Raw genomic sequence first — 15228 nt, 5'->3', positions numbered from 1 at the left:
AATCAATAAAATTCAGAAAATTAGGTGTAAACCCCTTGCTTAAAATGATATAAAAGTGATATCATTTTTATATCAGGAGGCGATCATATGAAAGAAAAAAAAGTATTTTACGTTAATGGTTTTCTTGGGATTATTGGAATTTTAATTTTAGCCGCTATCGGTGTATTTTTCCTTGTACAAGAAATTTTCATAGGAGCAGCATTAACTATTATTTTAGCTGCAGTTCTTGCTACAGGTATTGGTATTGTTCAACCAAACCAAGCAAAAGTTATTACGTTCTTCGGTAATTATTTAGGAACAATTCGTCAAAACGGTTTATTTTTAACGATTCCGTTCGCATTCCGTCAAACTGTATCGTTACGTGTTGAAAACTTTAACAGTAAAAAATTAAAAGTAAATGATGTCGACGGAAACCCAATTGAAATTGCCGCTGTTATCGTATATAAAGTTGTTGATTCTGCAAAAGCAATGTTCGGCGTTGAACATTACGATCGATTTGTAGAAATTCAAAGCGAAACGGCAATCCGCCACGTTGCAACAAAATATCCTTATGACAATTTCCAAGATGAAACCTGCGTTACATTACGTGGAAATACTGAAGAAATCTCTGAAGAATTAAAACGTGAGTTAGAAGCACGCCTTGAAATTGCTGGTGTAGAAGTATTAGAAACTCGTTTAACGCACCTAGCTTACGCAACAGAAATTGCCCATGCAATGCTACAACGACAACAAGCAAAAGCAGTATTAGCTGCTAGAAAAGAGATTGTTGAAGGTGCTGTGAAGATGGCTAAAGATTCAATCCATATGTTAGATGAAGAAGGCATACTGGAATTAGATGACGAGCGTAAAGCAAATATGGTAAACAACTTATTAGTTGCCATCGTTTCAGATAAAGGTGCGCAACCAGTCATTAATACAGGAAGCCTCTACTAAGGGCTATAAGTAATTATGGCTAAAAAGAAAAGCTTTCCATTACGTATTGATCCTGAATTACACGCAGTCATCGAAAAATGGGCGAATGATGAGTTTCGTAGCGTCAATGCACACATCGAGTATTTACTTCGAGAAATGGCAAAGCAAAAAGGTAAATTAAAAAAAGATAAAGATGCATAAAAAATCCCGCTGATTCCTCAGCGGGATTTTTACATATTAACTTCTCGCCATCTCATGCCCAATTGTACGATATCCTATATCACTTCGATAAAATAGACCATCACTCTCAATTTTACCGATTTCTTTATACACCTTATCTTTCGCTTCTTGTAAACTATTCGCCTTACAAGCAACAAATAGTACACGACCACCGTTTGTTACAAAGTCACCATGCTTCATTGCTGTACCTGCATGGAAAACAATCACATCTTGCAATGCATCTAACCCGTTAATAATGTCACCTTTTTTATATGCTTCCGGATATCCTTTCGAAGCAAGTACAACACCAATTACCGCTTCCTCTGACCATTGTAACGTTAACTCACTTTCATCTAATATAGCGTTACAAACATCCACTAAATCATTTTCTAAGCGGGGTAATACAACTTCTGTTTCAGGATCACCAAAGCGTGCATTAAATTCAATTACCTTTGGACCATCATTTGTTAAAATAAGTCCCGCATATAAAATTCCTGTAAACGATCGATTTTCTTGGATCATCGCTTTAGCAGTTGGATGCAATACCGTTTTTATCGCCTCTTCAACTGCCGATTCTGGAATCTGTGGTACTGGAGAATATGCACCCATTCCGCCTGTATTTGGACCTTTATCACCATCAAAAGCTCGTTTATGATCTTGAGCAATTACCATCGGATACACAGTTTTTCCATTCACAAATGCCATTAATGAAAATTCTTGTCCATCTAAAAACTCTTCAATAACAACCTTCTTACTGGCTTCGCCGAACTTTACATCTTGTAGCATTTCTTTCGTAGCTTGTAATGCTTCTTCCAGCGTCATCGCTACTGTTACACCTTTACCAGCAGCTAGGCCATCCGCTTTAATAACGATTGGTGCACCAACTTTTTGAATGTACTGTACTGCTTCTTCATAATCTGTAAAAGTTTCATATGCCGCAGTTGGAATATTATACTTTTTCATCAATTCTTTCGTAAAAGCTTTACTACCTTCAATAACAGCAGCCGCTTTATTCGGACCAAATACACGAAGTCCCTCTTCTTTAAAACGATCAACAATTCCATTCATAAGTGGTATTTCTGGGCCAACGAAAGTTAATTCTACATGGTTCTCTTTAGCAAATAAAACTAATGCATCAAAATCATTTTCATCAATATCAACTGGCGTTGCAATATCGCGCATACCTTCATTACCTGGTGCTACATATACCTTTTCTACTTTTTCAGATTGTGCAAACTTCCAAGCTAAAGCATGCTCACGCCCACCGCGGCCAATTACTAAAACATTCATATTTCATCCCCCAATACTTAAATAAGTACAAACTAGAAGCTATGCTCCTAGTTTGCTTTTTCATATCAATAAAAGGTTATCTCGACCGGACTTTTTAAATATCCATATCAATAAAGGTTTAAAAAGGAGGATTAAGAGAACCGAGCAGGTCGAGGCGCATTTGCCAGGAGGACACGGAGTGTAGTTTTCCTACATGAGTACCGCACTGGCATTGCAACGACGACATGCGAAGGTTATCTTAACCGGACTTTTTAAACTTCCTCTATTATTAGTGTTTGAAATGACGTACGCCAGTGAACACCATAGCAATCCCATACGTATCCGCCACTTTAATAGAATCTTCATCACGGATTGATCCGCCCGGTTGAATGATTGCTGTAATTCCTGCTTTTGCTGCTTCTTCTAATGTATCTGGCATTGGGAAGAAAGCATCAGATGCAAGCGCGCTACCTTGTGCTTTTTCACCAGCCTGTGTAATTGCGATTTTTGCAGAACCTACACGGTTCATCTGTCCCGCACCGACACCAATTGTCATATCATCTTTCGCTAAAACAATTGCATTTGATTTCACATGCTTTACAACTTTCCAAGCTAGTTTTAAATCTTTCCATTCTTGCTCTGACGGTTCACGTTTTGTTGGAATTGAAATTGTGCTCTCATCTAACGATAACGTATCTTCCTCTTGAACGAGAAGGCCACCTTGTACAGAAGTTAGTTTTTTACTTGCACTTGTCGCTTTTTCAATATTTACAGTTAGTAAACGTAAGTTTTTCTTACTTTGCAATACTTCTAAAGCTTCTTTTGAGAAAGAAGGTGCAATAATAATTTCTAAGAAAATTTCGTGTAACTTTTCAGCTGTGGCTTTATCAATTTCACGATTCGCTGCAATAATGCCTCCAAAAATGGATACTGGATCCGCTTCATAAGCACGTGTATATGCTTCATGAATATCCGTACCTACTCCAACACCACATGGATTCATATGTTTTACCGCTACTACTGCTGGTTCTGTAAATTCTTTCACGATGCTAAGCGCTGCGTCTGCATCATTAATATTGTTATACGATAATTCTTTGCCATGTAATTGTTCTGCGTACGCAACAGAAGAAGTTACAGCGAATGGTGCTTTATAAAATGTTGCTTTTTGATGTGGATTTTCTCCATAGCGTAAATCTTGTTTTTTCTCAAATGTCACTGTTAATGTTTCTGGGCTTTCTTCGCCCATTTGCTCTGTTAAGTAGTTAGAGATTAACGCATCATATGCCGCTGTATGACGAAATACTTTCGCTGCTAATTTACGTTTCGTTTCTTCTTTTACTTCACCGTTTTCTTTCAGTTCTGCTAATACAATATCGTAATCTACTGGATCTACAATTACAGACACGAATTTATGATTTTTCGCAGCAGAGCGAATCATTGTCGGGCCACCGATATCAATATTTTCAATTGCATCAGCAAATGTTACATCAGGCTTAGCGATTGTTTCTTTGAATGGGTATAAGTTAGCGACAACAAAATCAATCGGCTCCATACCTAATTCATTCATTTGCGCTACATGTGTTTCATTATCACGAACTGCTAATAGACCACCATGAATATTTGGATGTAATGTTTTCACACGACCATCCATAATTTCTGGGAAACCAGTTACTTCAGAAATACCGATTACTTGTAAGCCGTTTTCTTCTAGTAATTTTTTCGTACCACCTGTTGATATAACTTCGATCCCTTGTTCTAGTAAACCTTTAACAAATTCTACTACTCCTGTTTTATCTGAAACACTTACTAATGCACGCTTTTTCATTTATCCTTCACCCCTGGTTGTATGTTAGTTAACAGTTGGTTCTTTCACAGATTGAACAATTTGATTCACTGTATTTACGTATAATTTATGTTCAACTTGTTGAATTTTCTTTTGTAAGCTTTCTCTCGTATCCCCTTCAGAAACAACTACTGCTTCTTGTGCAATAATTGGCCCTGTATCCATACCTGCGTCTACATAATGAATCGTTACTCCAGTTACTTTCACACCTGCTTCTAACGCTTGACCAACAGCATCTTTCCCTGGAAAACTCGGTAATAGTGATGGATGAATATTAATAATCCTTCCGCCGTAAGCTTCTAGTAAAGTTGGTCCAATTAAACGCATATATCCAGCTAAAATAACATAATCAATTTCATACTCTTCTAGCTTCTTTAATATCTCTTTTTCAAACGCTTCTTTTGACTCATATGCTTTCGCTGAAAAAGCGAAACACGGGATATGATGATAATGTGCTCGCCCAACAGCGCGTGCTTCTGGTTTATCACATACTAATAAACTAATTTCTGCATCCAATCTTTTTTCTTCTACTGCATTAACGAGAGATTGAAAGTTAGATCCGCTTCCAGAAGCAAAAACTGCTAATCTACTCATAGCGCTGTGCCTCCATTAAAAGTAACGCCAGCTCCTTGTACAGTGCGTCCAATAATACGAGCAGTTTCTCCTTGCTCTTCAAGAAGACGAACAACATCTTTTGCATCTTCTTCCTTCACCGCTACTACCATACCAATACCCATGTTAAAAATATTGAACATTTCTTTCTCTTCCAGCTTGCCAACTTCTTGAAGTAAACTAAAGATCGGCTGAATTTCCCAAGATCCTAATTCAATTTCTGCACCGATTTCTTCTGGTAACATACGTGGAATATTTTCAATGAATCCGCCACCTGTAATATGTGCCATACCGTATACTTCATATTTCTTCAATAGTTCTAAAATAGGTTTGACATAAATTTTCGTTGGTTTTAATAATTCTTCACCAAGAGGTAGCTCTAAGCGTCCGTAAATGCGATCTAAAGATAGCTCTCCATCTTCTAGTAATACTTTTCGTACTAAAGAATAACCGTTACTATGAATACCGCTAGATGCCAAGCCAATTAATACGTGACCAGCTTCAATTTTTTCACCTGTTACAATTTTCTTTTTATCAACGATCCCAACTGTAAAACCAGCTAAATCGTATTCTTCTGTAGAATACATTCCTGGCATTTCAGCTGTTTCTCCACCAATTAAAGCACAACCTGCTTGGCGACAGCCCTCTGATATACCTTTGACGATGTTTTCAATTTTACTAGGTTCAGCTTTACCACAAGCAATATAATCAAGGAAGAAAAGCGGCTCTGCTCCTTGGACAACAATATCATTTACACACATTGCTACTGCATCAATACCAATTGTGTCATGTTTATCTGCCATAAAAGCGAGCATCAATTTCGTTCCCACGCCATCTGTTCCAGATACTAATACAGGTTCTTCTAATGCAAATTTTGATAGATCAAACATACCTCCAAAACCGCCTAAACCGCCTAGTACTTCTTTTCTCATTGTTGTTTGTACGTGTTTTTTCATGCGAGATACCGCTTCATATCCAGCTTCAATATCTACTCCTGCTTGCTTATATGCATTCGCCATCGTTATTTACACCTCGTCTTTTAATTTCTCCCTATCCTGTGCGGGCCGTTTTAAGAAAGAAGCTAGCTTCTACATCAAAAGAAGTAGAAGCTTTTTTCTTCTTATTTCATACTTTCTAAAAGCTCTTGCTCATAATCATAAAGAGCTGTTGGATAATCTCCATTGAAGTACGCCATACAAAGGCCACCGTATTTCCCTTCATATGGACGTCCAATTGCATCTACTAATCCATCTTCACTTAAAAATGTTAATGAGTCTGCACCGATCATTTCACGAATTTCTTCTACCGTATGAATTGCTGCAATTAATTCTTTTCTCGTTTGAATATCAATGCCATAGAAACAAGGATATTTCAAAGGCGGTGAAGCAATTCTTACGTGAACTTCTGTCGCTCCAGCCTCGCGAAGCATACGAACAATTCGTTTACTTGTCGTTCCTCTTACGATAGAGTCATCAATCATAACAACTCGTTTCCCCTCAACCACACCTCTTACTGCGGAAAGTTTCATCTTAACCCCTTGCTCGCGCAGTTCTTGAGAAGGTTGGATAAACGTACGTCCAACGTAACGATTTTTAATTAATCCTAACTCATACGGAATGCCTGTCGCCTCCGCATAACCAATTGCTGCTGAAATGCTAGAGTCTGGTACACCAGTAACAACATCAGCTTCAATAGGAGCTTCTGCCGCCAAACGTTTCCCCATGTTTTTACGTGCTGCATGGACATTAACACCAGCGATATTTGAATCTGGGCGTGCGAAGTAAATGTATTCCATACTGCAAATTGCATGTTCTACATCATTTGTAAAACGATCTACGTGAATTCCATCATCATTAATGATAAGTAATTCACCCGGTTCTACATCACGAATGTATGTTGCACCTACTACATCAAAAGCACATGTTTCTGATGCTACAACGTAAGCATCTCCCATCTTTCCAATTGAAAGGGGACGGAATCCATTTGGATCTAGCGCAACAATCATTTCATTTCCAGTTAGTAAAAGATATGCAAACGCACCTTTCACTTTATTTAAAGCTTCTTTTACACTTTCAATTAACGAATCTTTCGTACTACGTTTAATAAGATGTAAAAGTACTTCTGTATCTGAACTTGTTTGAAAAATACTTCCCTCTGCCTCTAATTCACGACGAAGCATTTTTGCGTTAATTAAATTTCCGTTATGAGCTAATGCCATACTATGATCAGAAAAACGGAATAGTAATGGTTGAACGTTAGCCACTTCACTTCCACCAGCCGTCGCGTATCGTACGTGTCCGATTGCTGATTTTCCGTTCAATCCTTCTAGCTCTCCTCTTGAAAACACTTCTGATATTAAACCTAACCCCTTGTGACCGACGATTTTTTCTCCATTATTTACGACAATGCCTGCGCCTTCTTGTCCACGGTGCTGTAAACTGTGCAATCCGTAGTATGAAACTTGTGCCGCATTTTCATGCCCCCAAATTCCGAAAACGCCACATTCTTCGTTTAACCCCTTTATTTCAGCAAGCATGGGATTGCCCCTTTCCAAGCCTTTCTCATTTCATCTACATTTGCTGTAAGTAATACTTCATTTTCTTCATTATGAATTGTCACTTCATTTGTATTTGTTACTTCTCCAACTTGAATTGCTTCTACCGCTTTTTCGAACGCTTCTTTATTTTCACGTTTTACAGTTATTACGAAGCGAGATTGTGATTCCGCAAATAATGCCGCTGTTGCTTCCCCGTCTAATTTCACAGTAGCACCTAAGCCGTTAGCACCAATTGCACTTTCTGAAATCGCAACTGCTAAACCACCTTCAGCAACGTCATGTGCAGATTGAACAAGGCCAGCTTGGATTGCTGCTAATATTTGTTTTTGACGCTTTAATTCTACGTCTAGATCAATACTTGGTGATTGTCCGAAAATTTTTCCGTGAAGCATTTTCTGTAATTCACTTCCACCAAACTCAGCTTTCGTCTCTCCGATAACATAAACTAAATCGCCAGCTTGCTTAAACTCTTGTGTTGTTACATGCTTTAAGTCATGTACTAGTCCGACCATCCCAACTGTCGGTGTTGGATATACCGCTTCACCACTACGTTCGTTATACATTGATACGTTTCCGCCAATAACTGGTGTTTGTAATGTGCGACAAGCTTCACTCATACCATCTACTGATTTCTCAATTTGCCAGAAAATTTCTGGTTTCTCTGGATTACCGAAGTTTAAGCAATCTGTAATTGCAAGTGGCTCCCCGCCAGAACATACGATATTACGTGCTGCCTCTGCTACTGCGATTTTACCGCCCACTTCTGGGTCTAAATAAATGTAGCGAGAGTTACAATCTGTCGTCATTGCTAATCCTTTTTCTGTACCGCGTACACGTACAACTGCTGCATCTGAACCTGGTGTAACAACTGTGCTTGTGCGAACTTGATAATCATATTGATCATAAACCCACTCTTTACTTGCAATCGTCGGTTGTTGTAATAGGGCGAATAACGTTTCTTTATAATTTTCTACTTTTGGTGTTTCCATTTTCATCTGCTGGAATTCAGCAAAGTATGCTGCTTCTTGTGATGGTTTATGATAAATTGGCGCTTCTTCTGCAAGAGCATCTGCTGGAACTTCAGCTACCATTTCACCTTTATGGAATAAACGAAGCATTTTGTCTTCCGTTACTTTCCCCATCGTAACGGCTGCAAGACCATACTTCTCAAATAAATCTACTATTTCTTGCTCTCTACCTTTTTTCACAACAATTAACATACGCTCTTGTGATTCAGAGAGCATCATTTCATATGGTGTCATTCCTGTTTCTCGTTGTGGTACATCATCTAAGTACATTTCAATACCCATTCCTGCTTTACTTGCCATTTCTGCAGAAGATGATGTTAAACCAGCCGCACCCATATCTTGAATTCCAACAAGTGCATCCGATTGAATAAGTTCTAAGCAAGCTTCGATAAGAAGTTTCTCCATAAATGGATCTCCTACTTGAACTGCTGGACGCTTCGCTTCTGAGCTTTCAGATAACTCTTCAGATGCGAATGTTGCACCGTGGATACCATCACGACCAGTTGATGCTCCTACGTACATTACTGTATTTCCAGCACCGTGCGCTTGCCCTTTTTTAATGTCCTCGTGGTTAATTAAGCCTACGCACATTGCATTTACAAGTGGATTTCCTTCATAACATGGATCAAACTGTACTTCGCCGCCAACAGTTGGAATACCGATACAGTTACCGTATCCTGCAATTCCTGCTACTACTTCTTCAAATAAATATTTCACACGTGGTGATTGTAATTCACCAAATCGAAGTGAGTTTAATAGAGCGACTGGGCGTGCTCCCATAGAGAATACGTCACGAATAATACCACCAACACCTGTTGCTGCTCCTTGATATGGCTCAATAGCAGAAGGGTGGTTATGACTTTCCATTTTAAATACAACCGCTTGATTATCACCGATGTCTACAATTCCAGCACCTTCCCCAGGTCCTTGCAAGACGCGCTCACCTGTTGTTGGGAATTTTCGAAGTACTGGTTTTGAATTTTTATAACTACAATGTTCAGACCACATAACAGAGAATAATCCTGTTTCTGTATAATTTGGCAGACGGCCTAAAATCTTTTCAACCATGGCAAACTCTTCGTCTGTTAGCCCCATTTCCGCATATATGCGCTCTTCTTTAATTTGTGTTGGATTTGGTTCAAGCATTAACGACATATGTTTCCCTCCACTGTTTTAAGATAGATTGAAAGACTTTTAACCCTTCAGCACCGCCAAGTAATTCATCTACAGCACGCTCTGGGTGTGGCATCATACCAAGTACATTTCCTTTTTCGTTTACAATACCAGCAATATCTGAAACGCTTCCGTTCGGGTTTTCTACGTAACGGAATGCGATTTGATTATTCTCTTCTAATTGTTTAAGAGTCTCTTCATCACAATAGTAATTCCCCTCACCATGTGCAATTGGAATATTGATTACTTCATCTTTTTCATATTGTGATGTAAACATCGTTTCATTATTTTCAACACGTAACTGAACTGTTCGACACATAAATTTTAAGTTTTCATTTCTCATTAATGCTCCTGGTAATAATCCTGATTCAACAAGAATCTGGAATCCATTACATACACCTAAAATTGGCTTTCCTTGCTCAGCAGCTTTTTGTACTGCTTTCATTGCATTTGCAAAGCGAGAAATAGCACCGCAGCGTAAGTAGTCACCGTAAGAGAAACCACCTGGTAGTAGAATTGCATCATATTCATCTAAATTCTCTGTATCGTGCCAAACGTAATCTACTTCTTCGCCAAGCTCATCTTTAATTGCATGGAACATATCGACATCACAGTTCGAACCTGGAAATACTATTACGGCAAATTTCACTGTGCGACAACCTCCTCAACTTCATAACGGAAGTCTTCCATTACAACGTTTGCTAATAGTTTTTCACACATTTCCTTTACCTTACTATCTAAGTCAGTTACCGATTTATCAATTGTTAGTTCCATGTACTTTCCAATTCGAACATCTTGTACTTCTGTGAATGAAAGGCTATGAAGTGCTCCTTTTACTGCTGTTCCTTGTGGATCTAATACACTTTCTCTTAATGTTACATATACCTTAACTTTATACATGTGAAATTCCCCCTAAACGTTTTAAAATCTCTTCATAAGCATCTGTTAAATTTCCAAGATCACGACGGAATACGTCTTTATCAAACTTCTCATTGCTCGTTTCATCCCATAAACGGCAAGTATCTGGTGAAATTTCATCTGCTAAAATGATTTCTCCTTCATCCGTTACACCAAACTCTAATTTGAAATCTACTAATCTTACACGACAGCTTGCGAAATGATCAATCAACACTTGATTGATTTGTAGAGCCATATCTCGTAATACGCTTACTTGCTCTGGCGATGCAACGTTTAATACACGAATATGATCTTCCGTTACAAGCGGATCTCCTAAATCATCATCTTTGAAGTAAAATTCTACGATTGGTTCTGCAAGTACAGTTCCCTCTTCCATTCCTAATCGTTTTGAAAGACTTCCTGCAATTACATTTCTTGTGACAACTTCTAAAGGAATAATACTCACTTTTTTAACAAGTTGTTCTGTTTCAGATAGCTTCTCAACAAAGTGTGTTTTAATTCCTACTTCTTGTAACTTTCTGAACAATAAAGTTGTAATCTCATTGTTCAAACGACCTTTTCCTGTAATCATCTCTTTTTTCTCCCCATTGAAAGCAGTCGCACTATCTTTGTACTCTACCCAAACCATATCTGCTGATTCTGTACGATAAATTCTTTTTGCCTTACCTTCATACAGCAATTCTAGCTTTTGCATTTCGCAAGCCCCCTGTAGTTTGAAAAATGTGAATAATGTTTTTATAAAGAATGGCACAGAATGACTCTATTCTGTGCCATATGAAATTTTACGCTTCGTTTAATCCTAGGCGTTCAAAGATTGTATCAACGTGTTGCATATGATGCTCATAGTTGAAGCATTCATTAATTTCTTCTTGTGTTAACTTGCTCGTAATACGCTCATCAGCTTCTACAAGCTCTTTAAATTGTACTTGTGTTTCCCAAGCTTCCATCGCTTTAGGTTGTACGATATCGTAAGCTTCTTCACGCACCATACCTTTATCGATTAATGTAAGCATTACGCGCTGAGAATAAATTAAGCCGTATGTTCTTGTCATATTGCGTTTCATATTCTCTGGGTATACAGTTAAGTTTTTAACGATATTACCAAAGCGATTTAGCATGTAATTTAACGCGATTGTAGCATCTGGTAAAATTACGCGTTCTGCTGAAGAATGAGAAATATCACGCTCATGCCATAATGGAACATTCTCATAAGCTGTCATCATATAACCGCGGATAACACGAGCTAAACCAGTCATATTTTCAGATCCAATTGGATTACGCTTATGCGGCATTGCAGAAGAACCTTTTTGACCTTTTGCGAAAGCTTCTTCAACTTCACGTGTTTCACTCTTTTGTAAACCACGAATCTCAACTGCCATCTTTTCAATAGATGTTGCGATTAATGCAAGTGTTGACATGTAATGAGCATGGCGATCACGTTGCAATGTTTGTGTTGAAATTGGTGCTGCTTCTAATCCTAAGTTTTCACAAACATACTTTTCTACGAATGGATCGATATTTGCATATGTACCAACCGCACCAGATAATTTACCAACACGAACTGTATTAGCAGCTTGTTTGAAACGCTCTACGTTACGTTTCATTTCTTCATACCAAAGACCAAGTTTTAAACCGAATGTTGTTGGTTCTGCATGAACACCGTGTGTTCTTCCCATCATGATTGTGTATTTATGCTCTTTTGCTTTATTAGCTAAAATACTTACGAAGTTTTCTAAGTCTTTTAATATGATTTCATTCGCTTGTTTTAAGATGTAAGATAACGCTGTATCTACTACGTCTGTAGATGTTAAACCGTAATGAATCCATTTACGTTCCTCGCCTAATGCTGGTGTTTCTGATACAGCACGAGTGAATGCAACTACGTCATGACGTGTCTCTTTTTCAATTTCATAAATACGATCAATATCAAATGATGCATGCTCACGAATTTTCTTAACATCTTCTTTCGGAATATCGCCAAGCTCAGCCCATGCTTCACAAGCTAAAATCTCAACTTCTAACCACGCTTTAAATTTGTTCTCTTCCGTCCAAATTGCACCCATTTCTGGGCGTGTATAACGACTAATCATCTTTTTCCCTCCAACAGTTGTTCTTGATGGTCCCAAATATGCAAACTCTTCGCTTTTTCTAGAGCGACTTCAATATTATCATTTAAAATATTAACATGCCCCATTTTCCGCTGTGCTTTTGCTTCTTCTTTTCCATACAAGTGTAAATAGCACCCGGTTAATCTATTCACTTGTCTTAGGACCCCTTCTATATGTTCGCCTAAAATGTTTACCATGACAACTGGTTTTAACAAATTTGTTTCTCCAAGAGGTAAATTACAGATTGCTCGAATATGTTGGCCGAATTGACTCGTTTCACATGCATCCTGTGTATAGTGTCCTGAATTGTGAGGTCTTGGCGCCAATTCATTAATGTAAATCTCACCATCAGCTGTAGCAAACATCTCTACCGCTAGTGTTCCCACAAGTTCTAGTTCATCCGCAAGCACTTTTGCATAAGCAATAGCTTTTTGAGAAAGTTCTTCTGTAATGCGAGCCGGAACGATGGATTCATGCAAAATGTTATTTATATGAATATTTTCCGCTACCGGAAATACTTTCGTTTCACCACTTACACTACGAATGACAATAACTGATACTTCTTTTTCAAAAGGCACCCATTTCTCTAAAATACACTCTGCTGCATTCGCAAGCTCTCGCGCTGTATCAACGTCATCCTCACTTCTTAAAACAACTTGCCCTTTCCCATCATATCCGCCTGTCGTCGTTTTTAAGACGGAAGGATATGATAATTCAGCGATTGCTTCAGTAAGCTGATCTTGATTTTGAACTAATCTATACGTTGCTACTGGTAATCCTGCTTTCTCAATCGCATTCTTTTCTGTAAAACGATTTTGTGTTTTACTTAACAACTGACTGCCTTGCGGTAAGTAAGCATGTTTTTCAAGCCATTGTAAACATCTATAATCAATATTCTCAAATTCATATGTGACAACATCACTGATCTCCGCTAAATGCTGAATTGCTTTTAAATCGTCATATGATGCAACAATTTCAATATCAGCAACTTGTGCACATGGTGAGTTTTTTGTAGGATCTAAAACAGCAATTTTATATCCCATCTCCTTAGCTGCCAATGCCATCATTCTTCCTAGCTGGCCGCCTCCAATAATACCGATTGTTTTTCCAGGTAAAATGATTCTCGTCATACTAGCTCACTACCTTCGCGCACATCTTTTTCAATTGCTTCTCTTCTCAATTCTAATGCATCATATATGTCATCATGGAATGATCCAAGTATTTGTGCAGCAAGTAAACCAGCATTTGTTGAACCAGCCTTACCAATTGCAACAGTTGCAACTGGAACCCCTCCTGGCATTTGGACGATGGATAATAATGAATCTAAGCCGTTTAACGCTTTTGATTGAACTGGCACTCCGATTACAGGAAGATTCGTCTTCGCTGCAACCATTCCTGGTAAATGCGCTGCTCCACCAGCTCCAGCAATAATAACCTTCAATCCACGTTCACGAGCCGTCTCTGCATATTCAAACATATAATCCGGAGTCCGATGAGCGGATACAACTTTTTTCTCATACGGTATATTTAATTCATCTAAAATGTCACAAGCATATTTCATTGTTTCCCAGTCTGACGTGCTTCCCATTATGACTCCAACTAGTGATTTCATATTAGAATCCCCCCGATTCAAATAAAAAAAGCCTGAAATAGAACATTTTCTCTTTTACTATGAGAGAAAGCGCTCTACTCAGGCATACGTATCCCTTGTGAATAGAAAAATACCGAGTGACTTTCCCTCATAGTCTAACGAATAACGGTCGTTAGGTAGAGACTTGCAGGCCATATCCCCGCGATTATATGAGGTCTTATATATTATTCTTTCTATGGCTATATTAACAATATTTTATAAACAATGTCAACAAATAATCGAATGTTTTTTTATTACTAACCAATAACGTTCGTGTTTTAGTTATATTCAAAAGAATAATTGTAACTATATACAAGAAGGATAAGCAATTAGAATATATATTTCTAGAGATCTACCATACACAAAACGGTTTGTATATTAATTCTGTATGCTTTTATATAAAGTGAAATTTTAATCAACCTTCAACAATCGGGCTTTTACGGGCAGTTGATCCCCCACCTAGCTTCTTTGCTTCCGCTGAAATTTGAGGTGGGGGTCTTACTGCCCGTTAATGCGGAATAAAGCATATCGTTTCTATTCCTTTGTATCGCATTCATTACTGTAATGATTGAATAATATATACTTGTAGTAAGAAATAACAGTTACCATCAATAGCCTCATTTTCATTTTTTTCTCTCATTAAGATTACTAAATTTACGAATTATGACATTTGATATATATATAAATAAACACAAAAAAACCTAAGTCGAAACGACTTAGGTTTTTGCTTGGCGACGTCCTACTCTCACAGGGACAAGGTCCCAACTACCATCGGCGCTAGAGAGCTTAACTTCCGTGTTCGGTATGGGAACGGGTGTGACCTCTCTGCCATCATCACCAAACTATGAAGGCATATTCCTTCAAAACTAGATAACATTGCTACATATTATATGGTTAAGTCCTCGATCTATTAGTATTCGTCAGCTCCACATGTCACCATGCTTCCACCTCGAACCTAT

14 protein-coding genes, 1 rRNA gene and 1 riboswitch are annotated in these 15228 nt (G+C 38.1%); of the genes, 2 read left to right on the top strand and 13 right to left on the bottom strand.

Annotated features, from left to right (window positions below):
• Positions 1-87: 87 nt before the first annotated feature.
• Positions 88-933, top strand: a complete 846-nt coding sequence (locus PDQ33_RS02740) for an SPFH domain-containing protein (RefSeq protein ID WP_000660107.1) — start codon at positions 88-90, stop codon at positions 931-933.
• Positions 934-948: 15 nt separating this feature from the next.
• The gene (locus PDQ33_RS02735; RefSeq protein WP_001085171.1) at positions 949-1113 is read left to right on the top strand and encodes a toxin-antitoxin system HicB family antitoxin; all 165 of its coding nucleotides are present in this window, start codon (positions 949-951) and stop codon (positions 1111-1113) included.
• Between the two features lie 36 nt (positions 1114-1149).
• On the opposite strand, the gene purD is transcribed toward PDQ33_RS02735, so the two are convergent.
• From purD to rrf, 13 genes are all read right to left on the bottom strand, one after another.
• Positions 1150-2421 carry a phosphoribosylamine--glycine ligase gene (gene purD, locus PDQ33_RS02730; protein ID WP_219912848.1) on the bottom strand — a complete coding sequence of 424 codons (1272 nt, stop codon included), beginning with the start codon at positions 2419-2421 and terminating at the stop codon, positions 1150-1152.
• A 268-nt stretch (positions 2422-2689) separates the two neighbouring features.
• Entirely contained in the window at positions 2690-4225 is a 1536-nt protein-coding gene (purH, locus tag PDQ33_RS02725) for a bifunctional phosphoribosylaminoimidazolecarboxamide formyltransferase/IMP cyclohydrolase (RefSeq protein WP_270754636.1), read from the bottom strand.
• A 24-nt stretch (positions 4226-4249) separates the two neighbouring features.
• Complete coding sequence (gene purN / locus PDQ33_RS02720) at positions 4250-4837, bottom strand: phosphoribosylglycinamide formyltransferase (protein ID WP_000088581.1); 588 nt, start codon at positions 4835-4837, stop codon at positions 4250-4252.
• Positions 4834-5874 (bottom strand): phosphoribosylformylglycinamidine cyclo-ligase, encoded by a 1041-nt coding sequence (gene purM / locus PDQ33_RS02715; RefSeq protein ID WP_001262431.1) that lies wholly within the window; start codon positions 5872-5874, stop codon positions 4834-4836. Before purM ends, purN begins: the two co-directional genes overlap by 4 nt.
• Positions 5875-5975: 101 nt before the next feature.
• Positions 5976-7391 carry an amidophosphoribosyltransferase gene (gene purF, locus PDQ33_RS02710; RefSeq protein WP_270393102.1) on the bottom strand — a complete coding sequence of 472 codons (1416 nt, stop codon included), beginning with the start codon at positions 7389-7391 and terminating at the stop codon, positions 5976-5978.
• Complete coding sequence (gene purL, locus PDQ33_RS02705) at positions 7376-9595, bottom strand: phosphoribosylformylglycinamidine synthase II (protein WP_000055588.1); 2220 nt, start codon at positions 9593-9595, stop codon at positions 7376-7378. The genes purF and purL overlap by 16 nt, the downstream gene beginning before the upstream one ends.
• Entirely contained in the window at positions 9579-10262 is a 684-nt protein-coding gene (purQ, locus tag PDQ33_RS02700) for a phosphoribosylformylglycinamidine synthase subunit PurQ (protein ID WP_000666779.1), read from the bottom strand. Before purQ ends, purL begins: the two co-directional genes overlap by 17 nt.
• Complete coding sequence (gene purS / locus PDQ33_RS02695) at positions 10259-10513, bottom strand: phosphoribosylformylglycinamidine synthase subunit PurS (protein WP_000278826.1); 255 nt, start codon at positions 10511-10513, stop codon at positions 10259-10261. Before purS ends, purQ begins: the two co-directional genes overlap by 4 nt.
• Positions 10506-11225, bottom strand: a complete 720-nt coding sequence (gene purC, locus PDQ33_RS02690) for a phosphoribosylaminoimidazolesuccinocarboxamide synthase (protein ID WP_270754633.1) — start codon at positions 11223-11225, stop codon at positions 10506-10508. The genes purS and purC overlap by 8 nt, the downstream gene beginning before the upstream one ends.
• 88 nt (positions 11226-11313) lie before the next feature.
• Entirely contained in the window at positions 11314-12621 is a 1308-nt protein-coding gene (gene purB, locus PDQ33_RS02685) for an adenylosuccinate lyase (RefSeq protein WP_000625677.1), read from the bottom strand.
• A complete protein-coding gene (purK, locus tag PDQ33_RS02680) occupies positions 12618-13769 on the bottom strand; it encodes a 5-(carboxyamino)imidazole ribonucleotide synthase (protein WP_270754631.1) in 1152 nt (383 codons plus the stop codon). The genes purB and purK overlap by 4 nt, the downstream gene beginning before the upstream one ends.
• A complete protein-coding gene (gene purE / locus PDQ33_RS02675; protein ID WP_000839371.1) occupies positions 13766-14251 on the bottom strand; it encodes a 5-(carboxyamino)imidazole ribonucleotide mutase in 486 nt (161 codons plus the stop codon). Before purE ends, purK begins: the two co-directional genes overlap by 4 nt.
• A 110-nt stretch (positions 14252-14361) precedes the next feature.
• Positions 14362-14463: riboswitch (purine riboswitch) on the bottom strand.
• A 532-nt stretch (positions 14464-14995) separates the two neighbouring features.
• Positions 14996-15111 (bottom strand): 5S ribosomal RNA (gene rrf / locus PDQ33_RS02670).
• Positions 15112-15228: the final 117 nt, after the last annotated feature.

Source organism: Bacillus cereus group sp. Bc031 (genome assembly GCF_027716265.1).
GTDB lineage: Bacteria > Bacillota > Bacilli > Bacillales > Bacillaceae_G > Bacillus_A > Bacillus_A paranthracis.
This window is presented reverse-complemented; position numbering and strand designations above follow the sequence as displayed.

What these genes read in the sequence shown, in the direction of transcription:
- PDQ33_RS02740 (WP_000660107.1), top strand. Translation starts at nt 88, where the DNA reads ATGAAAGAAAAAAAAGTATTTTACGTTAATGGTTTTCTTGGGATTATT.
- PDQ33_RS02735 (WP_001085171.1), top strand. Translation starts at nt 949, where the DNA reads ATGGCTAAAAAGAAAAGCTTTCCATTACGTATTGATCCTGAATTACAC.
- purD (WP_219912848.1), bottom strand. Translation starts at nt 2,421, where the DNA reads ATGAATGTTTTAGTAATTGGCCGCGGTGGGCGTGAGCATGCTTTAGCT.
- purH (WP_270754636.1), bottom strand. Translation starts at nt 4,225, where the DNA reads ATGAAAAAGCGTGCATTAGTAAGTGTTTCAGATAAAACAGGAGTAGTA.
- purN (WP_000088581.1), bottom strand. Translation starts at nt 4,837, where the DNA reads ATGAGTAGATTAGCAGTTTTTGCTTCTGGAAGCGGATCTAACTTTCAA.
- purM (WP_001262431.1), bottom strand. Translation starts at nt 5,874, where the DNA reads ATGGCGAATGCATATAAGCAAGCAGGAGTAGATATTGAAGCTGGATAT.
- purF (WP_270393102.1), bottom strand. Translation starts at nt 7,391, where the DNA reads ATGCTTGCTGAAATAAAGGGGTTAAACGAAGAATGTGGCGTTTTCGGA.
- purL (WP_000055588.1), bottom strand. Translation starts at nt 9,595, where the DNA reads ATGTCGTTAATGCTTGAACCAAATCCAACACAAATTAAAGAAGAGCGC.
- purS (WP_000278826.1), bottom strand. Translation starts at nt 10,513, where the DNA reads ATGTATAAAGTTAAGGTATATGTAACATTAAGAGAAAGTGTATTAGAT.
- purC (WP_270754633.1), bottom strand. Translation starts at nt 11,225, where the DNA reads ATGCAAAAGCTAGAATTGCTGTATGAAGGTAAGGCAAAAAGAATTTAT.
- purB (WP_000625677.1), bottom strand. Translation starts at nt 12,621, where the DNA reads ATGATTAGTCGTTATACACGCCCAGAAATGGGTGCAATTTGGACGGAA.
- purK (WP_270754631.1), bottom strand. Translation starts at nt 13,769, where the DNA reads ATGACGAGAATCATTTTACCTGGAAAAACAATCGGTATTATTGGAGGC.
- purE (WP_000839371.1), bottom strand. Translation starts at nt 14,251, where the DNA reads ATGAAATCACTAGTTGGAGTCATAATGGGAAGCACGTCAGACTGGGAA.